21 protein-coding genes and 1 pseudogene are annotated in these 23,053 nt (G+C 68.8%); 15 read left to right on the top strand and 7 right to left on the bottom strand.

The window, feature by feature from the left end:
* Positions 1-141 precede the first annotated feature (141 nt).
* The 8 genes and pseudogenes from CP984_RS21470 (at position 142) to CP984_RS21435 (ending at position 7,241) form a co-directional block, all read left to right on the top strand.
* Positions 142-867: a DUF3558 family protein gene (locus CP984_RS21470; RefSeq protein ID WP_003980967.1), complete on the top strand. Its 726-nt coding sequence runs from the start codon at positions 142-144 to the stop codon at positions 865-867.
* 85 nt (positions 868-952) lie between these two features.
* A pseudogene (locus CP984_RS21465) lies at positions 953-1,159 on the top strand (DUF2637 domain-containing protein); the annotation flags it as partial.
* Between the two features lie 246 nt (positions 1,160-1,405).
* Positions 1,406-1,891: a Pycsar system effector family protein gene (locus CP984_RS21460; RefSeq protein WP_129820763.1), complete on the top strand. Its 486-nt coding sequence runs from the start codon at positions 1,406-1,408 to the stop codon at positions 1,889-1,891.
* 3 nt (positions 1,892-1,894) lie between these two features.
* Positions 1,895-2,572, top strand: coding sequence for a Crp/Fnr family transcriptional regulator (locus CP984_RS43030; protein WP_078575524.1), 678 nt, complete (start codon positions 1,895-1,897; stop codon positions 2,570-2,572).
* Between the two features lie 208 nt (positions 2,573-2,780).
* Positions 2,781-3,476: a hypothetical protein gene (locus CP984_RS21450; RefSeq protein WP_129820764.1), complete on the top strand. Its 696-nt coding sequence runs from the start codon at positions 2,781-2,783 to the stop codon at positions 3,474-3,476.
* A 509-nt stretch (positions 3,477-3,985) separates the two neighbouring features.
* Positions 3,986-5,875 carry a hypothetical protein gene (locus tag CP984_RS21445; protein WP_129820765.1) on the top strand — a complete coding sequence of 630 codons (1,890 nt, stop codon included), beginning with the start codon at positions 3,986-3,988 and terminating at the stop codon, positions 5,873-5,875.
* 143 nt (positions 5,876-6,018) lie between these two features.
* Positions 6,019-6,606 carry a hypothetical protein gene (locus CP984_RS41350; RefSeq protein WP_176564548.1) on the top strand — a complete coding sequence of 196 codons (588 nt, stop codon included), beginning with the start codon at positions 6,019-6,021 and terminating at the stop codon, positions 6,604-6,606.
* A 224-nt stretch (positions 6,607-6,830) separates the two neighbouring features.
* On the top strand, positions 6,831-7,241 hold the full coding sequence (locus CP984_RS21435) for a hypothetical protein (protein ID WP_129820766.1): 411 nt from the start codon (positions 6,831-6,833) through the stop codon (positions 7,239-7,241).
* 21 nt (positions 7,242-7,262) lie between these two features.
* On the opposite strand, the gene CP984_RS21430 is transcribed toward CP984_RS21435, so the two are convergent.
* The 4 genes from CP984_RS21430 to lysS all read right to left on the bottom strand — a co-directional run bounded on the left by CP984_RS21430 (position 7,263) and on the right by lysS (position 12,564).
* Positions 7,263-9,611 (bottom strand): glycoside hydrolase family 65 protein, encoded by a 2,349-nt coding sequence (locus CP984_RS21430; protein ID WP_003980960.1) that lies wholly within the window; start codon positions 9,609-9,611, stop codon positions 7,263-7,265.
* Positions 9,608-10,369, bottom strand: coding sequence for an HAD family hydrolase (locus CP984_RS21425; RefSeq protein WP_003980959.1), 762 nt, complete (start codon positions 10,367-10,369; stop codon positions 9,608-9,610). Before CP984_RS21425 ends, CP984_RS21430 begins: the two co-directional genes overlap by 4 nt.
* Positions 10,370-10,458: 89 nt before the next feature.
* On the bottom strand, positions 10,459-10,671 hold the full coding sequence (locus CP984_RS21420) for a hypothetical protein (RefSeq protein ID WP_003980958.1): 213 nt from the start codon (positions 10,669-10,671) through the stop codon (positions 10,459-10,461).
* A gap of 144 nt (positions 10,672-10,815) precedes the next feature.
* A complete protein-coding gene (gene lysS, locus CP984_RS21415; protein WP_003980957.1) occupies positions 10,816-12,564 on the bottom strand; it encodes a lysine--tRNA ligase in 1,749 nt (582 codons plus the stop codon).
* Between the two features lie 154 nt (positions 12,565-12,718).
* Between lysS and argS the strand changes: the two genes are divergently transcribed.
* Positions 12,719-14,497, top strand: coding sequence for an arginine--tRNA ligase (gene argS / locus CP984_RS21410; protein ID WP_003980956.1), 1,779 nt, complete (start codon positions 12,719-12,721; stop codon positions 14,495-14,497).
* A gap of 82 nt (positions 14,498-14,579) precedes the next feature.
* Here argS and CP984_RS21405 read toward each other — a convergent pair whose 3' ends face one another.
* The gene (locus CP984_RS21405) at positions 14,580-15,995 is read right to left on the bottom strand and encodes a helix-turn-helix domain-containing protein (protein WP_003980955.1); all 1,416 of its coding nucleotides are present in this window, start codon (positions 15,993-15,995) and stop codon (positions 14,580-14,582) included.
* A 346-nt stretch (positions 15,996-16,341) separates the two neighbouring features.
* Between CP984_RS21405 and CP984_RS21400 the strand changes: the two genes are divergently transcribed.
* From CP984_RS21400 to CP984_RS21370, 6 genes are all read left to right on the top strand, one after another.
* Positions 16,342-17,064 (top strand): DUF4232 domain-containing protein, encoded by a 723-nt coding sequence (locus CP984_RS21400; RefSeq protein ID WP_003980954.1) that lies wholly within the window; start codon positions 16,342-16,344, stop codon positions 17,062-17,064.
* 196 nt (positions 17,065-17,260) lie between these two features.
* Positions 17,261-18,196 (top strand): class A beta-lactamase, encoded by a 936-nt coding sequence (gene bla / locus CP984_RS21395; RefSeq protein WP_003980953.1) that lies wholly within the window; start codon positions 17,261-17,263, stop codon positions 18,194-18,196.
* A gap of 130 nt (positions 18,197-18,326) precedes the next feature.
* On the top strand, positions 18,327-18,956 hold the full coding sequence (locus CP984_RS21390) for a DUF4328 domain-containing protein (RefSeq protein ID WP_003980952.1): 630 nt from the start codon (positions 18,327-18,329) through the stop codon (positions 18,954-18,956).
* A gap of 90 nt (positions 18,957-19,046) precedes the next feature.
* The gene (locus tag CP984_RS21385; RefSeq protein WP_003980951.1) at positions 19,047-20,324 is read left to right on the top strand and encodes an MFS transporter; all 1,278 of its coding nucleotides are present in this window, start codon (positions 19,047-19,049) and stop codon (positions 20,322-20,324) included.
* A gap of 503 nt (positions 20,325-20,827) precedes the next feature.
* Positions 20,828-21,655: a helix-turn-helix domain-containing protein gene (locus tag CP984_RS21375; RefSeq protein ID WP_003980949.1), complete on the top strand. Its 828-nt coding sequence runs from the start codon at positions 20,828-20,830 to the stop codon at positions 21,653-21,655.
* An 11-nt stretch (positions 21,656-21,666) separates the two neighbouring features.
* Positions 21,667-21,870, top strand: coding sequence for a DUF397 domain-containing protein (locus CP984_RS21370; protein WP_078575521.1), 204 nt, complete (start codon positions 21,667-21,669; stop codon positions 21,868-21,870).
* Here the strand turns inward: CP984_RS21370 and CP984_RS21365 are convergent.
* Both CP984_RS21365 and CP984_RS21360 read right to left on the bottom strand, forming a co-directional pair.
* Positions 21,852-22,385, bottom strand: a complete 534-nt coding sequence (locus tag CP984_RS21365; RefSeq protein WP_003980948.1) for a GNAT family N-acetyltransferase — start codon at positions 22,383-22,385, stop codon at positions 21,852-21,854. The genes CP984_RS21370 and CP984_RS21365 overlap by 19 nt on opposite strands.
* A complete protein-coding gene (locus CP984_RS21360; protein WP_043980288.1) occupies positions 22,382-22,984 on the bottom strand; it encodes a helix-turn-helix domain-containing protein in 603 nt (200 codons plus the stop codon). Before CP984_RS21360 ends, CP984_RS21365 begins: the two co-directional genes overlap by 4 nt.
* Positions 22,985-23,053 lie beyond the last annotated feature (69 nt).

Here is a 23,053-nt window from a genome sequence, read left to right as displayed (position 1 = left end):
CCGTGTGCCCCCGAGCCCCCCGCGCGGCAACGCCGCCGCGCGCCCCGAAGGACGTACCGCACCCGGCCCGCGCCCGGACCGTGTGCGGTGCCCGACGGCGTCCCACCGACGCGCCGAACGACGACGAACAGCGAAGGAACCATGCACCGTTCAGCCAAGCGACTCGCCAGCCTCCTCGCCTGCGCAGCCGTACCGGTGATGCTCGTCGCCGGCTGCTCCTCCGACGACTCCGGCAAGAAGAAGGACGAAGGCGGCAGCGCGGCGCCGAAGAGCTCCGCGCCGAGCAAGAGCGGCAGCGCCTCGCCCAGCGTCACGCCCGCCAAGATGAAGAAGCTGCCCAACCCCTGCCAGTCCGTGTCCAAGGACACGCTCAAGAAGCTGGTGCCCAAGACCAAGAACGAGGACGGCGAGCAGGGCAAGTCCTCCGACGCCATGGCCCGCGGCTACTGCGCCTGGAAGAGCTCCGACGACCAGGGCGTGGACGGCACCCAGTACCGCTGGCTGGACGTCGGCTTCCAGCGCTACGACTCCGACCCGACCCTGGGCAGCGGCGAGAAGCGCGCCACCGACTTCTACAAGAAGCAGGTCAACACGGCCAAGGCCACCCAGGGCGCCAAGAACGTGAAGTCCGGCGCGGTCGAGAGCTTGGGCGACGAGGCGATGTGGGTCACCTACGACCTGAAGAAGGAGGACGACGACTTCAAGAACCAGACGCTGATCGCCCGCACCGCGAACGTCGTCGTCACCGTCAACTACAACGGCGCGGGCCTGGCCGGCGCCGACGCCCCCGACCCCAGCGACCTCCTCAAGCTCGCCAAGGGCGCCACCCAGGAGGCCGTCGCCTCGGTCGCCAAGGCCAACCAGTAGCGCGACGCCCCTCCCCGGTCCCGGCCGGACGGGTGTGCCAGGCTGAGCCGCCACAGTCAGCCGACCGACCGGGGAGGGATCGCGGGTGCCCGCGACACACGCGACACGCTTGAGCCGTACCCACCGCATCCTGATCGGCGTGGTCGTCGCCGGCGCCGCCCTCATCGCGGCGATCGGCTTCGCCGGCTCCTACACGGCCGTCCGCGACCTCGCCGAACGCAAGGGTTTCGGCGCCTTCTCCGCCGTCTTCCCCATCGGCATCGACGCGGGGATCGTGGTCCTGCTGGCCCTGTTCCCTGTCAAGTTCTTCTGTTCAATCTCCGTGACGATCACGGACGCGACAACCGCGGCAATGAAGTCGATGACGTACGTGTCCCAGAACAGACGAGGGCGACGAGCCATAGCAGCCCCCTGAGAGGACGCAAAAAGCCGCTCAATTTCAGCCAAGTCACTCAGCAGTTGAGCGCGAAGAGACTCGATACCAGATCCTGGGAACAGATCACACCAGCTCAGCAGGAACGACTCAGGAGGAGGCAGGGTGGCCGCCGACCCTCTGGAGACAGCCTGGAAGATCCAGGCCGCATTGGCAGATTGGACGGGCAAGGCGGACACCAAGGCGTCCATCGCACTCAGCGTCCAATCAACAGTGCTGGCCCTGGTAGGGGTACTAGCTGCCTCTGGCACCACCACACGGTCAACGCCAGGTCAGGTGCTGCTGTGGGCAGGAGGGTTCATCCTTCTTTGCGGAGCGCTTCTGGCTGCTGCCGCGGTAGCTCCCAACCTACGGTTGGAGCGCAGGGGCCCTGACCCAGACGACGACTATCTGTATTTTGGGCATCTGCGCCACTTCGAGCCGGAGGGGCTGGAAAGGGCTCTGCGATCGGGCGCCACATTGTCCGCACTGTCACGACAGATAGTGGTCATGAGCCAGATCGCCTGGACCAAGCACCGTCGAGTCCAGCTCTCCTTCCTGCTTGCGGTGTTGGGTTGCGCAGCGCTCGGCGCCTCGGCCGCAGTCGGGTGAGGGATGCATCGGGGGTGGGGAGAAGTGAACTTTCGTCATCTGGTTTCGGAAGCAGCTTGGAATGACTTGCTGCATCGCGGGCAAAGGCGTCGCTACACGCGCGCTGCCTGGTTATTTCACCAGGGAGAGTCGCCCGACTTCGTGGTCGCCTTGACCGATGGAATCGTCAAGATTACCCAGTTGACGAAAGGTGGGACGGTGGCCCCTCTAGCCTTACGCGGCCCGGGAGAAGTTCTGGGGGAAATTGGCGCACTCCTCAACAAGCCTCGATCTGCCTCCGTAAAGGCAGTTTCTGAGTGTATCGGCTATGTTCTCCCCGCCCACGCATTTCGAGGATACATCAACCGCCACGACCTCAACTCTGCTGTGTATCAGCTCGCTATTCAGCGCATGCACGAGAATGAGCAACTACGCTCCGCCTTGACGAGACTCCCTCCTCAGGCCCGCGTCGCCCAAGTGATTCGATATCTGGCGGCTGAGATCGGCGAGAGGGGGGACGATGGCATAGTCACCCTCCAACTCGGTATGTCCCGAGACGAGTTGGCCACGATGGCTTCAATGAGCCGCTCGTCGGCGATGGCTGTACTGCGGACGTTTCATGATGCTCATGTCCTCGACTTGGGACGAGAGCGTCTAGCAGTCAGGGATAGCGCAGCCCTCGCGGAGCTGGCCGATGGGTGACGCCACCTAGGCGCGCCAACGTGACCCACATCACCTTCACTCCGTCCAATCCTGGACGGTTCAGTGACGCGTGTGCCGCCAAAGTAGCTGCTGACCGCCCCTACAAGAGGAGGACACATCGATGACGCCTTCATGGGAGCCCTTGTGGCCCTACCAAGCCGTACTCGCGGTTGACGCCAGGGACTTCAGTTCTCACACCAGCAAACGCATGCAGGACATCAACGCGGACATCCAGCGAGTACTCGCACAAGCCCTGTCAGCCACGGGCCTCAGCGCACACTGGGAACGGCGAGCCTTCCCGCAGCACACAGGTGATGGTTATGTCGCCGGCCTGGATCCCAAGGTATTGCCAGCTCTGGTGGGTTGTTTCCCCGAAGCCCTCAGCAATGTTCTACACGAACGCAGGAGGCAGTATCCCGGACAAAGCGTGCTGCAACTGCGGGTAAGTGTCCACGTCGGTCCGCTGCCGCCTTCCGGGCTGGGCGTTCCCATGGTCGAGACTCATCGCCTTCTTGACGACCAGGTTCTCCGAGACCTTCTGGTACGAGCCAATCCACAGCTCACCAACACGGTGATGATTATCTCCCAACGTGTTTACGAAGATGTCTTCCGAAGTGGGCTCGACACCGGCAGCACTGTCGCCGAGCACTTCGCGCAGAGCATCGCCAAGGTCAAGACATTCGCCCAGCCCGCGTGGCTGCACGTCCCCGGTCTCGACTGGGGACTGGCCGATAGCTCGATCTTCGAGACCCCGCAGCAGAGCAGTCCATCCTCTTCGTCTTCCATCCAGGAGGCGCAACGAACGAACTCACACCCCGCTTCGGCGCCGTCCTTCGTCCAGAACGGCAACGGCAATTTTCAGGGACAGCACCAGTACTTCAACGGCATGGGAGGCTTGCAATGACCGACGACCCGTTCACGACCGGTGAACCTGAAGATGCGGCTAGTCGTCCTGACCAGCCTCCTGCGGACCGATCCGGGCACCCACTCGCTCCCGAGCAGGAAAATCCTTCCCTCGAACAGCCTCGCTGGCGCTGGAGTGATCGACTGGGCCGCCTGAACCGTCCCAGCAGTGCACCGCCCCCTGCGGGGGCCGAAACGGGGACACCTAGCGGCGCGCTTCCGGCGGAGGCTGTACCGACACCTGCCGCCGAAGGTATCCCCCGTGACATCCCTGAAGGCCAACTCGCGCCCGAGCAGGCAGACACGACCGGGACCGACGGGCATGTAAATCATCCTGTGTGGCCTGCTCACCCGACACCCACAGCTCCGCCGCTGCCCGACGGCGCGGAGGGCGGAAGTCTCGACCATTCACCACCACCGGCCGCATCCGCAAACGGGTCGGGTAGCCAAGAGATTCCTCCACCGAACGATCCTCCCCCACCTCTGCCCCCTGCTGCCCTCGGAACCCGCGTGCAGACAGTGGCGGCCTACGGCATCGGTTATCAGGCAGAAGCACAGCACTTCTACGGCGGCGATTTCGTACGGCAGCAGCCGGTGCATCCAGATGATCTTGCGGCGTGTGGCGAAAATCGATTCGTCGAGCCGCGAGACACCGACGCCTGGGAGCACGCACAGGCTCTGGTCAGGGACCGCGGAGTCGTTGTTCTTTGTGCTCCGCCGGGCACAGGGCGACGCACCGCCGGCTTACGCCTCTTGGCCAACATGGGGTCACCAGCGCTGCCTTTGACCATCGTGGACCTGGAGCCGGAGTGGTCGAAGCCCGACGCCAAGATATTGCCGGCTGCAGCCAGCCACGGATATCTCCTCGACCTCTCGGACATGCAGTTGGAACCTGGCCCCAGGTTCGGTCAGGGACTTATCAATCACGGTAGTGACGGCAAAAAGAATGGTTGCTACCTGGTGGTTCTCACCACTCCTGACGCATGGCATGGAGTGTGGGCGGAACAAACCCGCCTCATCACTGTCAAGCACTCCTCGCCGAACGCAAAGCCTCTGGCCCGTCAAGAGCTTTTTCAGCTCCGTGCGGAGCAGCGCGCCACCTGGCTCGACCAGGAGACGTACAAGGAAATTTGGCTTTCGAATCCACCCGCTCAAGAGGCCCGACGACTCGCTCGCATCGTCTATGAGGCCAAGGAGAACGACAGCAGTATCATCGACGAGTTCCGCGGGTGGAGCACGCACATCAACTCCCTTCTCACCCCAGCGAAACAAGGGCAACCCGGAGAGCCGGAACTTGTGTCCACACGCGCTACCGTGTGGGCAGGCGCACTGCTCCACGGAGGAAGAAAGCAATCCGTTCTCCACGCCGCTGACTTGCTTCTTGAGAAGCTCGAATTCACACGCAAGCCCCTCAACGTTCTCGCGGACGCCACATCCAGTCACCGCCTGAAGGCTGCCACGCTCACACCTCACGGTGATCGGGCATTCCATGCACAGGACAAGCACGATCTGGCACCCGCAATCCTTAGGAATCTGTGGGAAGAGTTTCCAACCCAACGGAACCTGTTGCGTTCGTGGGCGGTATCCGTCGTAGCCCATCAGGCAATTCCTGACGACGATGCACGCCTCGCCGTCGACGCACTCCTCGAACTGTCGAGGGAACTGCATGACAACAGCATTATCGACAGCATCGCTAAAGAGGTGTCCGAGCGTCGAATGTCACTGGCGGTGAAAGCGCTCACCAAAGCGGCGCTTGACCCGGTCCTGGGCAAGTACGTCCGGGAACGTCTGTACCGATGGATGCTGGGCAAGCCGTCGCCAGCAATGGTTGATTTGGTCACGCAGATCTGCGGCGGAGAGCTTGCTGACCGACAACCATCCATCGCCATGACACGACTAGCCAGGGCAGCCGTACATGCGCCATACCCGTCACGTCCCATGGTGGATACATTTCGACGGCTTGCTCAGATCAATCCGACCGAGGTGACCAAGGCTCTTGAGACTTGGCTTACTGAGGAGCCAGCCAAGAAGCATGGTCTGGTCGCCTTCCTCTCTTTGGCTGCGAGTGACGAAGGAACACAGTTCCTTCTGAGCACAACGGACACCCCTGAGGGAAGGGGGCGCTTCGTACGGGCGTGGCAGCAACTACTCCAGGCCGACGAGTCTCAGAGCGCTGCGGATGATCAGCTCGATATGTGGGGCACCAAGGCCGAGAACCAAGAACTGCCCTCGGAGCTTCTGATCGACCTCATGTCCGAGGTGTATGAGCCCAAGATCCACCGCAGCGGCCTGCAGCGCTTCTTTGCGCGGGATACTGATTTCCAGGACTCGTTCTGGGGTGCGGTGTATCGACAGGTAATCATCAGGACACACGAACGTGAGAAGGCATCAGGCGAGTGATGGCGTACTTCGGGCTTCGGCGACGCCTTCGTCACCGAGTTTCCACGACGTGGCCGACACAGCTCTGGGGCGTTGCCTACACGGTCAGCGGTGTACTTCACTGCCGTATCACCCCAGGAGAGCAGCGCCAAAAGAGAGCTCTTATGCGTGCGGCTGCGCGCATAGCCCTGGAGGAGAAAGCGTCGCAAATCACCCGGAAGTATCTACCGACACAACTCGAGGAAGCGCAAAGTGCCCTCGCACTTGAGCTGTCTGATTGGCAGCAGACACATGCGAGTGGGCCGATAGAGATAAAAGCTCACCTCGTCCTCCGACTGGAAGATGAAGCGGCATCGCGCTCCCAGGCGTATGAGGATGCCTTGCGCGATCAACAACTGCACCAGGAGCTGTATGAGTCGCGTGTGTCATACATGCGGGACAAGGTGCTCAGCGACGCGGACACGGCGCGGGCTTGGTGGCTCGAACGGCATCGTGACGGACACCACCCAATCGCTTGGGATGAGTTCAACACACATATCCTGCCTTATGTGGGTAAAGCCGAGGATGCCCAGACGAATGCCATGCGTACAGCCTATGTCCTGGCGCAAGTTGTCGAAAGACTTGAGGACGATCCAGCTCGCCACAAGCTGTTCGTGGCCACCGCGCGGCTACTGATGGAGGAGATGGGCTGGCCGGACCTCGCGGAGGGGCTCACTCTGGCCGAGCAGCGGAATTTCCAGCCAGAACAGTAGGTTCCGTGACGGGCGAGCCAGCGAAGTATGGTTGGCTCGCCCTAACCATGTGGACACCCCGACTCAGTTCTTGTTGTTCCACTACCGCAATGAATGTCGGCTAACAAAGTGGACCAGAGTCACGGCGAGCGTGAGGGCGACACCAATACTGCTTGCCGTCAGGTCTCCGAAGGACGGATCGGAATTACTTTTCCGGAGGTCAATTTCACTGCCGCTTGCGGATCGTGCTGCTGAGTGAGGACCGCGCTCCCGTCGCCCCCGGCCGTAAGCGGCCGCTCGGTGGGACCGCCGGGCCGCTGCCCGTTCCCGAGCCGCGCAGCGCCCCGGCCGGGCCCGAACCCGAGCCGGAACCGGCGGAACCCGCGCCCGACGACCTCGGCGGCCTCGGCCCCGCCCCCACCGCCCTCCCCGACGACATCCCCCGCGAAGAGGCGTACTACGGCGCCTTCCGCCAGTACGTCGCCGAGAAGAACGACTTCCCCGACCCCCGGCAGTTCGCCCGCTACCTCCAGATCATGTACGGGGTCACCGGACGCGAGGGCGGCCCGCTCAGCGAGAACTATCTGCGGTCGTTCGTGCGCGAATTCCGGCAGCGGTTCCGGGAGGAGATGGAGACCGCCGAGCACATTCCGTAGGAAGGCGCGGACGGCGCCGGGTCAGGAGCGGCGCAGCGGGCGGCGGCCCGGGGGCTGGTCCGGTTCGGGGCGGGTCGCAAGTTCCGGGATGTCGCGTTTCTGGGGGCTCTTCTCGGAGACGGTGAGCGGTTCGCCGTAGTGCCTTATTTCCAGCGGCGCGCCTTCGACCAGTGTGTACGTCGCGACCGTGCCGGTGATCTCCACGCGCAGCCGCCGCCCCAGCACCTGCACCGAGAACGCCATCCGGCTGAGCTTCTCGGGGAGGCGGGGCGCGAAGGACAGCGACTGGCCGGTGTGCCGCATGCCGCCGAACCCGGCGACGAGGGCGACCCACGTGCCCGCGAGGGACGCGGTGTGCAGGCCGTCCCGGGTGTTGTTCTCCAGGTCCTGGAGATCCATCAGCGCCGCTTCGCCCAAGTAGTCGTAGGCCAGCCGCAGATGGCCCACCTCGGCGGCCACGACGGCCTGGCAGCAGGCGGACAGGGACGAGTCCCGTACGGTCAGCGGCTCGTAGTACGCGAAGTTGCGCGCCTTTTGCTCCGCGTCGAAGCAGTCGTCGCGCTTGTACATGGCGAGCACGAGGTCGGCCTGTTTGACGACCTGTTTGCGGTAGAGGTCGAAGTAGGGGAAGTGCAGCATGAGGGGGTACTGGTCGGGGCGCGTGCCGGCGAAGTCCCAGACCTGGTGGGTGGTGAAGCCGGCCGACTGCTCATGCACCCGCAGGTTCTTGTTGTACGGCACGGCCACCGCCTCGGCCGCGTCCCGCCACGACGCGCTCTCCTCGTCGTCCACGCCCAGCTCACGGGCTTCGCGCGGGTGGCGTTCGACCACGTCGGCGGCGGCCCGCAGGTTCGCCTGGGCCATCAGGTTGGTGTAGACGTTGTCGTCCGCGACGGCGCTGTACTCGTCCGGCCCGGTGACGCCGTCGATGTGGAACGTGCCGTGGTGGTCGTGCTGGCCGAGCGAGTGCCACAGCCGGGCCGTCTGCACCAGGATCGGTACGGCGGTCTCCCGCTCGAACTCCTCGTCGCCGGTGGCGCACACGTACCGTACGACCGCGTCCGCGATGTCGGCGTTGACGTGGAACGCGGCCGTACCGGCGGGCCAGTAGGCGGAGCACTCCGAGCCGTCGATCGTCCGCCAGGGGAACGCCGCGCCGCGCAGGCCGAGTTGGGCCGCCCGCTCACAGGCGGCGGGCAGGGTGTCCTGCCGCCAGCGCAGCGCCTCGGCGACGGCCTCCGGCGAGGTGTACGTCAGCATCGGCAGGACGAAGGTCTCGCTGTCCCAGAACGTGTGGCCGTCGTAACCGGAGCCGGTCAGGCCCTTCGCCGGGATGGCGCGCTGCTCGGCCCGCGCGCCCGCCTGGAGGACGTGGAAGAGCGCGAAGCGCACCGCCTGCTGGATCTCCGCGTCGCCGTCGACCTCGACGTCCGCGCGGCTCCAGAAGTCGTCCAGGTACGCGCGCTGCTGGTCGACCAGCCCCTGCCAGCCGGTGCTGCGCGCCCCGGCGAGCGCCGCGTCCACCTGGTCGCGTACGGCGGGCAGCGACCGCGCGCCGGACCAGCCGTACGCCACCGTCTTCTCCACGCGCAGCCGCTGGCCCTCCCGCAGCAGCGAGGTGACCGTGAAGCGGGCCACGTCGTCGCCGCTCTCGCCGTCGGTGCGGGTGGCGCCCTCGGGCCCCTCCACGATGTGGTCGGCCGCCGCGGCGACCCGCAGGCCGCTGCGGCGGGTGCGGTGCACCAGCCGCAGGCGCGCGTCCCGGGCGAAGTGCTCCTCCGGCTCCAGCGGGTTGTGCAGCGCCGAGGAGACCCGGGGGTCGCCGCCCGCCTCGGGCAGCTGCTCGTTGGTGACGAGTTCGGACTGCACCACGACCCTGACCTCGGAGTCCAGCGGCTCGACCTCGTAGGCGACGGCGGCGATCGCCCGCTGCGTGAAGGAGACCAGGCGGGTGGAGGTGACCCGTACGGTGCAGCCGGCCGGCGAGGTCCAGTCGCAGGTGCGGCGCAGCACCCCGGCGCGCAGGTCCAGCACCCGTTCGTGGGAGCGCAGCCGCCCGTAGCGCAGGTCGAACGGCTCGTCGTTGACCAGCAGCCGGATCAGCTTGCCGTTGGTGACGTTGATGACCGTCTGGCCGGATTCGGGATAGCCGTAGCCGGCCTCGGCGTACGGCAGCGGCCGCAGTTCGTGGACGCCGTTGAGGTAGGTGCCGGGCAGGCCGTGCGGCTCGCCCTCGTCGAGGTTGCCGCGCCAGCCGATGTGCCCGTTGGACAGCGCGAAGACCGACTCGCTCTGCGGCAGCACGTCCAGGTTGAGGTCGGTTTCACGCAGCAGCCAGGGTTCGCAGGAGTACGAGCGGTGGGTGATCATGCCTGACCGTCCTCCTTCAGCAGCTCGGCGAGGTCCTCGACGACGACGTCGGCTCCGTGCCGCCGCAGCGCCTCGGCCTGGCCGACCCGGTCGACGCCGATGACGTACCCGAAACGGCCGGCCCGCCCGGCGTCCATACCGGCCAGGGCGTCCTCGAAGACGGCCGCCTGCGCGGCGGGGACGCCCAGCTCCTTGGCCGCCTCCAGGAAGGTGTCCGGGTGCGGTTTGCCCGGCAGCTTACGCTCGGCGGCCACGTTCCCGTCGATCCGTACGTCGAAGAGGTCCGCCATGTTCACCGACTCCAGGACCTCGCGGCAGTTGGCGCTGGAGGAGACGACGGCGGTGGCCAGGCCCCGGTCGCGTACGGCGTCGACGTAGCGGCGGGAGCCCTCGTACGCCTCGGCGCCCACCTCGCGGAGCTTCTTCAGCAGCAGGTTGTTCTTGCGGTTGCCCAGTCCGTGCACGGTCTCGCGGTCCGGCGGGTCGTCCGGCGCGCCCTCGGGAAGCTCGATGCCGCGGGAGGCCAGGAAGGTGCGCACGCCGTCGGCGCGCGGGCGGCCGTCCACGTACTCGTCGTAGTCGTCGACCGGGTCGAAGGGGGTGAACCCGGGGCCGTCCCGGTGGCGCAGGAAGTCGTCGAAGGTCTCTTTCCAGGCGGCCGTGTGCACGACGGCCGTCTTGGTCAGGACGCCGTCGAGGTCGAACAGACAGGCCCGGACCGTGTCCGGCAGGCCGAGTGGGGTCAGCGAATCCGTCATGGGGGACGAGTCCCCGCCCGACGTTCTCCGTATGTCTGTTCCGATCATTTCCCGCCCGGAACGCGGCGGGGAACGGTCGGGCGGCGGGCCTACTCGTCCGAGCCCGCCCGCTTGCGGCGCTTCTTGTCCGCGTCCTCCCACCAGAGCAGACCCAGCCCGGCCACGGCCAGCGCGACGTAGAACGGCGTCGGAAGATCGAACCAGTGCGGCAGGATGCCCCAGCCCCGGCCGTCGGTGAACGTCCGGCCCAGCGCGCCCATCGCACCCTGGATCACGATGATGATGCCGATGATTCCTCGCATGGGACCACCCTCACGCGAGCGGCCCCGGGGATCGTCGTCCCCGGGGCCGAACCCGGTCTCCATCGAAAGTCGCAGCGGCGCGGGGCGTGCCTCATCCCCCTACGCGAGCGCCTTGGGGAGGCCCGTACGCGCCGGTGCCGGACCTCACGCCCCCAACAGCTTGCGCACCCGGTCCGCGCCGACCGCGAGCAGCAGCGTGGGCAGGCGGGGCCCGGTGTCGCGCCCGACGAGGAGGTTGTACAGCAGCGCGAAGAACGCGCGCTGGGCGACCTTCAGCTCCGGCGTCGGCTTGGCCTCCGGCGTCAGACCGGCCTGGATCTTCGGGACGCCGTAGACGAGCGTCGTCAGACCGTCCAGCGACCAGTGCTCGTCCAGGCCGTCCAGCAGCAGGCGCAGCGACTCGCGGCCCTGCTCGTCCAGCGAGCCGAGCAGCTCGGTGTCCGGCTCCTCGCGCACGATGGTGCGCTGGTCGGCCGGCACCTGGGTGTTGATCCAGTACTCCGCGCGGTCCAGCCGGGGGCGGGTCTCGTCCAGGGACGTGACCGGGTTCGCCGGGTCCAGCTCGCCGAGGATGCGCAGGGTCTGCTCGTCGTGCCCGCCGGTGATGTCGACCACCGAGGCGAGGGTGCGGTACGGCAGCGGGTGCGGGGTGCGGGGCAGCTCACCGGCGGCCGTGCGGACCGCGCGGGAGTGCGCGGCCGCGTCGGCGGGCAGCGCCGAGCCGTCGGCGACCTTGGACTCCAGCTTGTCCCACTCGTCGTAGAGCCGCTGGATCTCCTGGTCGAAGGCGATCTTGAACGCCTGGTTGGGCTTGCGACGGGCGTACAGCCAGCGCAGCAGCGGCGCCTCCATGATCTTCAGCGCGTCGCCCGGGGTGGGCACGCCGCCCTTGGAGGAGGACATCTTGGCCATGCCGCTGATGCCCACGAAGGCGTACATCGGGCCGATCGGCTGCGCGCCGCCGAAGACCTCGCGCACGATCTGCCCGCCGACCACGAAGGACGAGCCCGGCGAGGAGTGGTCCACACCGGACGGCTCGAAGACCACGCCTTCGTACGCCCAGCGCATCGGCCAGTCGACCTTCCAGACCAGCTTGCCGTGGTCGAACTCCTTCAGGAGCACGGTCTCGGCGTGGCCGCAGGCGGTGCAGGTGTAGGCCAGCTCGGTGGTCTCGTCGTCGTACGACGTGACCTGGGTCAGGTCCTTGCCGCAGGCCGTGCAGTACGGCTTGTACGGGAAGTACTCGGCGCCGGCGGAGCTGCCGTCGTCCTCACCGGCCGCGCCGGAGCCCTCCGCCGCCGCCAGCTCGGCCTCGTCGACCGGCTTCTGCTGCTTCTGGGGCTGCTTCTTCTTCGGCTCGCCGGTCGCCTTGTCCTTGGTGCGGTAGCGGTCCAGGACGGCGTCGATGTCGGCGCGGTGGCGCATCGCGTGCAGGATCTGCTCGCGGTACGCGCCGGAGGTGTACTGCTCGGTCTGGCTGATGCCGCGGTACTCCACGCCCAGCTCGGCGAGCGCCTCCTCCATGGCGGCCTTGAAGTGCGCGGCCCAGTTCGGGTACGCGGAGCCGGCCGGGGCCGGGACCGAGGTCAGCGGCTTGCCGATGTGCTCGGCCCAGGACTCGTCGATGCCCGGGACACCGGCCGGAACCTTGCGGTACCGGTCGTAGTCGTCCCAGGAGATGATGTGGACGCAGCTGTGACCGCGGCGGCGGATCTCGTCGGCGACCAGGTGCGGCGTCATGACCTCGCGGAGGTTGCCGAGGTGGATCGGGCCGGAAGGGCTGAGGCCCGAGGCGCAGACGATCGGTTTGCCGGGGGCGCGGCGCTCCGCCTCGGCAATGACCTCGTCCGCGTACCTGGAGACCCAGTCGGTCTCGGTGCTCTGCTGAGCCACGATCGGCCCTTCCTCTTCTCACCACTCGACAGCCTGACGGCCCCATTCTCCCAGACGGAGCCGGAGCCGGATTTTCCCTGTGGAAAACCGATGGAACCGCCATGGGATACTCGGTGGCAAACCCTTTCCACTTCAACGGAACGGCCTTCATTCCATGACTTCGGTCCCTTCCCTCGCAGCCACGGTCAACCAGTGCGTCGCGGACGCCCTCTCGGCAGCCCTGCCGGAGGCCGGCGCCGCCGACCCGCTGCTGCGACGAAGCGACCGGGCCGACTTCCAGGCCAACGCGATGCTCGCGCTGGCCAAGAAGCTGGGGGGCAACCCGCGCGAGCTGGCCTCGAAGGTCGTCGCGCAGCTCCCCACCGGTGACGTGATCAAGGAGATCGAGGTCTCCGGCCCCGGCTTCCTGAACATCACCCTCGCCGACGAGGCGATCGTGCGGACGCTGGCCGCCCGCGCCGCCGACGACCGCCTGGGCGTGCCGTACGCCGAGCGCCCCGGCACCACGGTCATCGACTACGCCCAGCCGAACGTCGCCAAGGAGATGCACGTCGGCCATCTGCGCTCCGCCGTGATCGGCGCCGCGATGGTCGAGATCCTGGAGTTCACCGGCGAGAAGGTGGTCCGCCGCCACCACATCGGCGACTGGGGCACCCAGTTCGGCATGCTCATCCAGTACCTGATCGAGCACCCGCACGAGCTCGACCACAAGAGCGACGACGCCTCCGCCGAGACCTCCGGCGAAGAGGCCATGTCCAACCTCAACCGCCTCTACAAGGCGTCCCGCGCCCTGTTCGACTCCGACCCGGAGTTCAAGGAGCGCGCGCGCCGCCGCGTGGTGGATCTCCAGGCCGGTGACGAGGAGACGCTCGCCCTGTGGCAGCGCTTCGTCGACGAGTCGAAGGTCTACTTCTACTCCGTCTTCGACAAGCTGGACATGGAGATCAGGGACGCGGACGTGGTCGGCGAGTCCGGCTACAACGCCATGCTGGAGGAGACCTGCCGGCTGCTGGAGGAATCCGGCGTCGCGGTCCGCTCCGACGGCGCGCTCTGCGTCTTCTTCGACGACGTCAAGGGCCCGGACGGCAACCCGACCCCGCTGATCGTCCAGAAGTCCGACGGCGGCTACGGCTACGCGGCCACCGACCTGTCCGCCATCCGCGACCGGGTCGGCAACCTCGGCGCGACCACCCTGCTGTACGTGGTCGACGCCCGCCAGTCGCTGCACTTCAAGATGGTCTTCGAGACCGCCCGCCGGGCCGGCTGGCTGGGCGAGGACGTCCAGCCCGTACAGCTCGCCTTCGGCACCGTGCTCGGCAAGGACGGCAAGCCGTTCAAGACCCGCGAGGGCGAGACGGTGCGGCTGGTGGACCTGCTCGACGAGGCCGTGGAGCGGGCGACCGCCGTGGTGCGGGAGAAGGGCGAGAACATCGGCCTGACCGAGCGGGAGATCGTCGAGAACGGCCGGCAGGTCGGCATCGGCGCGGTGAAGTACGCGGACCTGTCCACCTCGGCCGCCCGCGACTACAAGTTCGACCTGGACCAGATGGTCTCGCTCAACGGCGACACCAGCGTCTACATCCAGTACGCCTACGCCCGTATCCGGTCCATCTTCCGCAACGCCGGGGACGCCACGCCCAAGGCCCACCCGGAGCTGGCGCTGGCCCCCGCCGAGCGCGCGCTGGGCCTGCACCTGGACCAGTTCGCGGAGACCGTGCACGAGGCCGCGGCCGGCCACGAGCCCCACAAGCTGGCCGCGTACCTGTACCACCTCGCCTCTCTCTACACGACCTTCTACGACCAGTGCCTGGTCCTGAAGGCCGAGGGCGGCCCCGACCAGGTCGAGAACCGCCTGTTCCTGTGCGAGCTGACGGCCCGCACGCTGCACCGCGGCATGGCGCTGCTGGGCATCCGGACGCCCGAGCGGCTCTGAGGCCCGCCTGACGCGTACGGGAAGGCCCCGCCGGAACCAGTCGTTCCGGCGGGGCCTTCCCCTTGCCCTCGTCCGCCTCTGCTCAGTACTCGGCGGGCTCCCATACGCCCTGGTCGTACCGGTAGTGGTAGGCCGCCCGGCCCTTCACCGCGCTCGCGCGGAACGGCCTGCCGTGGTCGTCCAGGCGCAGCGTGCCGCGCCGGCCGCCGCTGCTCCACTCCAGCTCCAGGTACCAGCGCACGTCGTTCGCCTCGGTGTGCGCGTCGACGTAGAGCATCTGCGGGTCGGACGCCGAGACCTTGAACGGGAAGTCGGTCGCCGGGATCTTCCGGTCCCCCTGCTCCCCGGCCACCGGCCGCATCAGCGGCTGCGGCGCGTCCAGCCCGACATCGAACGACGCCGGGGTGAGCCCGCCGCCACAGCCGTTGCCCATGGAGAACGCGGAACCCGCCGCCGCGGGCATGCGCGCGGTGGTCCGCACATTCAGCGAGTGCAGAACGACGGCCTCGTCCCCCGTGCCCTGCACGGCCAGCGAAATCCGCAGATGACCGCCGGGCACCGCGCCCAGCGCGTTCGCCCAGCCGCGCGCGTCCGGGTCGGAGGGCGGCGGGGGCACCTTGGCGGGCGGCCTGTCGAGCAGGTACCAGCGGTCGCAGGGGTAGTCCCAGTTGTTCATACGGACGTCGACGGTGAGCGGGGTGCCGCCGCTTCGCCTGCTTCCCTTGGCCGAGCCCTTGTCGCCGTCGGTATGGGCGCCGGAGGTGGCGGCGCTCGGGCTCGGGGTGGCCGAGGGGCTGCCCTGCGTCGGCTCGCCGCTCGTACCGGCGGAGGCGGTGACGGAGGGCGAACCGGACGTGCCACCGCCGGTGGCCGGGGCGCGCACGCCCTGGCCGGGGCGCTCGGCCACGCGCGCGCCGGCCGTACCCGTACCGTCCGTGCCGGAGGAGGCCACGGCGACGGCTACGGGGACGGCCAGGGCGACCACGGCTGCGGCGGCGAGGGCCAGGCGGAGTTTGGGGGTGGGCTTGGCAGCGGGTTCCGGGATGGGTTCTTGGGTGGTGGGGGACGGTGCGGGGGTCGGCCCTGGGGGCGTCGGCTCTACGGGTGCCTGCTCTGCGCGTGCCTGCTCTACCGGCGTCGGCTCCACGGGTTCCGGAAGGGCCGCCTCCGGCTCCGGGGTGGCCTCCGCCGCGGGGCCGGGCTCCGCTACGGGTCCGGCCACGGAACCGGCCCCCGCCGTCCGTCGCCTCCGCCCCGCGTCCGCCAGAATCCACCGGCGGTGCAGCTCGACCAGTTCCTCCGGTTTCGCGCCGCACACCCGGGCCAGCCGCTCCACGGGCGCGTAATCCGTCGGCACCGCGTCGCCGTTGCAGTAGCGGTGCAGCGTGGACGTACTCATGTGCAGGCGTTTGGCCAGCGCCCCGTAACTGAGCCCTGACCTCGTCTTCAACGTGCGCAGCAGCGCCGCGAAGCCGTCCGTGTCCGATGCCGTTCCCACTGTTCCCCCCTCGTGCCCCATCCCACGACCGCGTTCCAGGGAACCCCCATTCTCCCTGGTCAGCGTACGCGCATTCGTTCCAGCGTCCCGAATATCCGGGTGGCTGTTGTGGCCGGGACGGACCGTCGCACAGGCTGTGACCACCGCAGACGCCCCGACCGGGGCCCTACCGGGGAGCAGCCGTGCGGACCCGATTCCGCTGTCGTCCCGATCGCCGTCTCGACCCTGCCGACTTCGCGGCCCTGAGCGTTCTCGCCCTCTGTGTCGTCGTCATCGCAGCGGTACTGGACGGGATCTGACCCCCCGCCACCGTCCACGCCCTTCCGTCCCACGGGGAGACCCACCCATGCCCTCGCGCCTCTTCACCACCCGTACCGCCCGGATCGCCGCCTCCGCCGCTGCCGTCGCCGCCGCCTTCTCGCTGACCGCGTGCGGTGGCGGCGAGGACGGCAAGAAGGCGGTCGGGGCGGCCCGGCCCGCGGCCTCGGCCGGGCCCGACGCCTCCGCTCCTTCGGCAGGCGCGGACGGCTCGGGCGGTACGGGCCCGTCGGCCAAGTCCCCCTCGGGCGCGGGCTCGCCAAGTGGCCACGGCTCGCACGCGACGTCGGCCAAGGCCGGCGCCGGAGGCAAGCGCGGCGCCGCGACCGGCGGGAAGTCCACGGCCTGCACCGCGGCCAACACCAAGGTGACCGTCTCCAAGCTCAGCCGCCCCATCAACCACCTGCTGCTCACCCTCACCAACACCGGCTCGACCCGCTGCGACGCCTACCACTACCCGGCCCTCCGCTTCGACGACGCCCAGGCGCCCACCGCGGTGCGGGAGGACAGCAAGCCGCAGGCCGTGGTGTCCGTCGAGCCGGGCAAGTCCGCGTACGCGGCCGTACGCACGTCGGACCCCACCGGGGAGGCCGAAGGCGGGAAGACGGTGCGCAGGCTGGAGGTGTTCTTCGCGAACCGGGACGGCGGTTACTACGACCGCTCCACCCGTCCCGCACTGCCGAAGGACACCTACATCGACGACTCCGCCCAGGTCACGTACTGGCAGAGCGAACTGGACGACGCCCTCTAGACGCCCTCCAGGCCTGCTACGGGCCGCCTCCAGACACCCTCCGGGCCCCCTCCAGGCGCTCTCCGGGCCCCCTACAGGCCGCCTCCTGGCGCCTTCCAGCAGCGCCCACGACGCCGCCGGGCTTGCGCAACCAACCCCTCCGCCTCAACGTCCCCACCAGCAACAGCCAACCGGGGGACCGGGGAAAGGACACACCATGCGCAAGCCCACGTCGTCACTCACCCGGCGGTCCGTGCTCGGCGCCGGACTCGGCCTCGGCGGCGCGCTCGCCCTCGGCTCCACGACGGCGAGCGCGGCGTCAGCCGGAACCACTCCGTCCGAAAACCCCGCCGCCGTCCGCCGACTGCGCGCCCTGGAGCGGGAACACCAGGCCAGAATCGGCGTCTTCGCCCTCAACCTCGCCACCGGCGCGTCCCTGCTGCACCGCGCCCACGAGCTGTTCCCGATGTGCTCCGTCTTCAAGACGCTCGCCGCCGCGGCCGTACTGCGCGACCTCGACCACGACGGTTCCCAGCTGGCCCGCGTCATCCGCTACACCGAGGCCGACGTGACGAAGTCCGGCCACGCGCCCGTCACCAAGGACCACATCGACACCGGCATGACCATCCGGGACCTGTGCGACGCGACGATCCGCTACAGCGACAACTGCGCCGCCAACCTCCTCCTGCGCGAGCTGGGCGGCCCGACCGCCGTCACCCGCTTCTGCCGCTCCCTCGGCGACCCGGTGACCCGCCTCGACCGCTGGGAGCCGGAGCTGAACTCCGGCGAGCCGGACCGCCGTACGGACACCACCAGCCCGTACGCCATCGCCCGCACCTACCAGCGACTCGTCCTCGGCAACGCGCTGAACCGCCCGGACCGCGCGCTGCTGACCGACTGGCTGCTGCGCAACACCACCACCCTCACGACGTTCCGCACGGGCCTGCCGAAGGGCTGGACGGTGGCCGACAAGTCCGGCGGCGGTGACACGTACGGAACCCGCAACGAGGCGGCCATCGCCTGGACCCCCGACGGCGCCCCCGTCCTCCTGACCGCCCTCACCCACAAGCCGTCCCTCCCCACCGCCCCGGGCGACACCCCCCTGATCATCAAGCTCGCCACCGTCCTGTCCGAAGCGGTAGCCCCGGCCTGAGCCGACACCCCGAACCCTCACCACCCCTCGCTGCCCCGGCCGTCCTCTGCGGCCGGGGCAGTTTGCGGCGGCACACGCCATACCGTAAGTTCCTCTCCTTCCGCCCAAGGGGCTGGCGGCCGCCGTCACCGTGCTGCTGTACGCGGTCATCGCCATCGACCTCTTCGCACTCGGCGCCGACCTCAACATGCGGGCGCTGCTGGGCAACCTGGCGACCGCCACCGCGCAGGAGGCCAAGCGGGCCGACGCCCTGTACGAGCTGGCCGCCGGCCTCCAGGGCAGCATCCTGATCGCCACCGCCGTCGTCTTCATCATCTGGTTCCACCGCTCCCGGGTGAACGCCGAGCACTACACCCGGGACGTGTGCACCCTGGGGCGCGGCTGGGCCATAGGCGGCTGGTTCGTACCGATCGGCAATCTGTGGCTGCCGTACCGCGTCGCCAAGGAAACCTGGCAGGCCAGCGCCCAGTCGGCGCCCGACGGTTCCTGGCGTACGGTCCCGCTCGCGCCGGTACGGGCCTGGTGGACGCTGAGGGTCGGATCGCTGGCCGTCAGCCGGCTCGGCGCCGTCCTCTACACCAAGCACACCAAGGACGAACTGCCGGACGGCCTCCGCCAGGCCCTGTCGGTGATCGCGCTTTCCGAGCTCCTGGACATCGTCGCGGCCGTCCTCGCCATCCTCTTCGTCCGCAAACTGACCCGGATGCAGAAGCTCCCCGCAGTGCCGTACGCAGCGCCCCAGACCGGCCCGCAGCTCTGAGGCCAAGCGCCCCGGCCCGTGAACCCGAAGGAAGGCGCCGCTCCCGGTGCCTTGACCTTCACACCGGTGTCAACACCTACGGTCCCGCGCATGTCCCCCAGCACCGGCCCCCGCCCCACCACCCGCCTCCTCCTTCTCTCCCTCCTCGTCTTCATCATCGGAACCATCGAGTTCCTGCCGGTCGGCCTGCTCCCGGACATCAGCCGCGATCTGGATGTCGCCCCGTCCCGTACCGGGCTCCTCGTCACCGTCTACGCCTTCACCGTCGGCCTGACAGCGGCCCCGCTCACCGCCCGTACATCCGCCTGGCCCCGTAAACGCCTCTTCCTCACCGCCTGCGCGGTCTTCATGGCCGCCACCGCGCTCTCGGGCCTCTCCCCCAACTACGCGGCGCTCGCGGCGACCCGGCTCCTGTGCGGACTGGCCCACGGCGTCTTCTACGCCATCGTCGCCGGGTACGCGGCGGCCATCGCCGGGCCGGGACGTTCCGGCCGCGCCACGGCGATCGTCCTCGCGGGCGTGTCTCTCGCCTTCGTCGTGGGCGTGCCGCTCGGTACTGCGGCCGGCACGGCCTTCGGCTGGCGCACCGCCTTCCTCGCGACCGCCGCGCTGGGCCTGGCCGCGCTGCTCACCGCCGCGCGCCTGCTGCCGCGCGTACCACCCGGTCCGCCCTTGCGCGTGTCCGACCTCCCCCGGGTCGCCCGCACCTCCGGCCTCGCCCCGGTCGTCCTGACCACCGGCCTCGTCATCCTCGGCCACTTCACGCTCTACACGTACGTGACCGAATACCTCCGCGACGCCGCCGGAATCGCCCCCGCCTCCGTCAGCGCCGTACTCCTCCTCTTCGGCCTCACGGGAATCGCGGGCACGCTGCTCAGTGGCGCCCTCGTCGACACCCGCCCCCGCGCCACGCTCCTCGGCACCCTCACCCTGATGGCCGTCTCCCTCACCGCCCTGGGCGCGGCCCCGTCGAACCGCCCCCTCCTCTTCCTCGCCATCGCCACCTGGGGCCTGGCCTGCACCGCGCTCCCCGTCTGCTTCCAGACCGCCGTCCTGCGTACGGCCCATGACGCCCCCGACGCCGCGTCCTCCCTCTACGTCGCCGCGTTCAACACCGGTATCGGCGCGGGCGCCCTGACCGGCGGCCTCCTCCTGACCGCCTCCCCGCCAGCGGCCCTCCCCTGGGCCGCCCTGGCCCTGCTCCTGGCCGGTACGGCAACGACCTTCCTCACCCGAGCCCGCTCCCACCCTCACCACCCCGCAACGGACACCCCTCCCCCAACTCGAACCACATCACCTTCCCCCCACCCGACCCCAACGCCCCCGCCCCGTACGCGAACCCGCCGAAACTCTCGGCACACGCCCTGACCAGCCCCAGCCCCCGCCCGGCCTCGGCCGCCGGCCCGGCCACCGAGGCCGTGCCAAAGATCGGCAGTTCCGGGTTCCCGTCCCACACGCTGACGCGCAAGCGCGCCCCGACCCGCTTCACCCGCACACTGGCGGGCCCCTCCGCGTACCGGTACGAGTTGGCAATCAACTCCGACGCCAACAACTCCGCCCCGTCAACCAGCCCCGCCTCCCCGTGCTCTTCCAGCACCAGCCGCACCACCCGCCGCGCGATGCGCGGAGCGAGCGGATTGTCGGACATCTCGAACGCGTACTCCCAGCCACCGGACATGCGAAGCCTCCGTTGCGGATGCGCAGTTGACTCACGCGGAGCGTGAGTGATGCGCGACACACAGTAGCGTCACCGGGGCCATCATGCGCCACCTTTCGGAACATACTTGCTCCCCTGGACCATCACTGGCCGCCCCGGCAGACTGTGCGCGACACGAGAGTGAGGGTCGATGCCGCCCAGGACCACACCGACAGTGCGCCAGCAGCGTCTGGGCGCCGAGCTGCGCAAACTCCGCGAAAACGCTGGGATGACCGCTTCGGCCGCCGGTTCGCTGCTAGGCGTCGATCAGGCGCGCATAAGCAACATCGAGCGCGGCCGGGCCGGTATCAGCGCCACCCGCGTACGGACTTTGGCCTGCAACTACGCCTGCGGGAACCGGGCTCTCATCGACGCGCTCGCGGCCATGGCCGGCGACCGTGTCCGGCACTGGTGGGAGGAATACCGCGGAACCCTGCCCGCCGGGCCACTCGACATCGCCGAGATGGAATTCCACGCCACCGAACTCCGAACGGCACAGACCTCCACGCTGCCCGGCCTCCTCCAAACCATCGACCACGCGCGCGTCGTCTTCAACCAGGGCGTACCGCCCTTGCCACCGCACGAGGTCGAGCACCGCACCTCATTCCGTATCAAGCGGCAAGCCACCATTTACCGGGACGGTGCGGTCCCCTATACCGCCGTCATTCACGAGGCGGCCCTACGGATGCAGTTCGGTGGCCCCTCGATCGCACGCAAGCAGCTTGAGCACATCATCGCGGCAAGTGAACGCGACAACGTCACCGTTCTGGTCATCCCGTTCTCGGCAGGCGAGTTCCCCGGTTCCGGGCAGACGATCGCGTACGCCGCCGGGCCGACGCCGGAGCTCGACACGGTGCAGCTCGACCAAATGGGCGGCCCCGTGTTCCACGATGCCGCTGCCCAACTGTCGCGATATCGGGCCGTCATGGAGCTGCTGACTCGAAAGGCCCTCACGGCAGCCGCATCCCGCGACTTCATCCGCGACATCGCCCACGAACTCTGAAAGGCACAACCATGCCATCCGCCCCCTGGCAGAAGTCGTCCTACTGCGCCGACTCCAGCAACTGCCTGAGCCTCGCCGCATCCCCCGACAAAACCATCCGCATCCGAGAAAGCGAGGCCCCCCACACAGTGGTCACCACCACCCCATCCCAACTCGCCTCCCTCATGGACGCCATCAAGACCGGCACCCTCACCCCTCACCCCACTTCCTTGTAAAAGAACGTGCAATCCCGCAGCTCCCCACCCGGATCCGCCGCATAACCAGGGACCGTCCCGTACGGCGTCCAGCCCGCGCGCCGGTACAGGCGATCCGCCGCGCTGTCCGACTCCGTGTCGAGGAGCAGGAGGCGGAAGCCGGTGCGGGCGGCGGACTGTTCGGCGGTGGTGAGGAGGGTGCGGCCGAGGCCCTGGCCTCGGGTGGTCGGGTGGACCAGGAGTTTGATGATCTCGGCGCGGTGGCGGGCGTTGGGTTTGTGGGGGTGGGCGAGGCTGATGGTGCCCATGACGCCTTCGGGGGCTTCGGCCACCCAGATGTCCAGGGTGCCGGACGCTACGGCGGGGCGTTGGGTCTGCCACCAGGCCGCCGCTGCTTCGTGGTCGAAGGGGGCCGTGAAGCCCAGGGAGGAGCCGCCGGCGACGGTGTCGGCGAGGAGGGTGGCCAGGCCCGGGATGCTGCGGTCGAAAGCGGCAGCGGACAGACGGGTGATGGTGAAGGTGGTGGCGCAGCTCATGGGAGGACCACCAGGAGGGCGTAGCGGGCCGGGGCCGGGCCCGTACAGCGGAACCGGGTGGGGCCCCAGAGGCGGAAGCGAAGGCAGTCGCCTGGGTGGAGGGTGTGCGCCGTGTCGCCTGTGGTGATTTCCAGTTCGCCGGCCAGCAGCCAGATGTGCTGTTCCAGGCCGGGTACGGGTGGCGGGCTGTCGTAGGCGATGTCCGCGCCGGGACGGAGTGTGCCTTCCACTACCTCGCCCCGTAGGCCGGGGTGGGGCGGTGAGACGGAGCGGCGGGTGAAGCCGGAGGGGGCGTCGTGCCAGACGGACTGCTCGGCGACGCGCACCAGTTGAGGCGGCTCCGCCTCGACTTCGGCCAGTAGGCGGGACATCGGGCGCTCGTACGCCGCGCACAGCCGGTTCAGGAGGGCGGCCGTGGGGCTGATCTCGGCCCGCTCCAGGCGCGAGAGGGTCGAGCGGCTCACGTCCGTACGCCGGGCCAGTTCGTCGAGCGACCAGCCGCGCTCCGTACGCAACTCGGCCAGCCGGGCGGCGAGTCGGGATTCGATCGGAGGGGGTGGAACGACGCCAGGAGCGCCGGACCGCGCTTCGCTTCCCATATTCGGGACGATATCCCGGATGCGGGAAGCAAGGAAGAGGGAAGCCGGGAAGAGGGAACGGCTCGGCCC

The sequence above is a fragment of the Streptomyces rimosus genome (assembly GCF_008704655.1).
In the GTDB taxonomy this organism is placed as follows: Bacteria; Actinomycetota; Actinomycetes; order Streptomycetales; family Streptomycetaceae; genus Streptomyces; species Streptomyces rimosus.
This window is presented reverse-complemented; position numbering and strand designations above follow the sequence as displayed.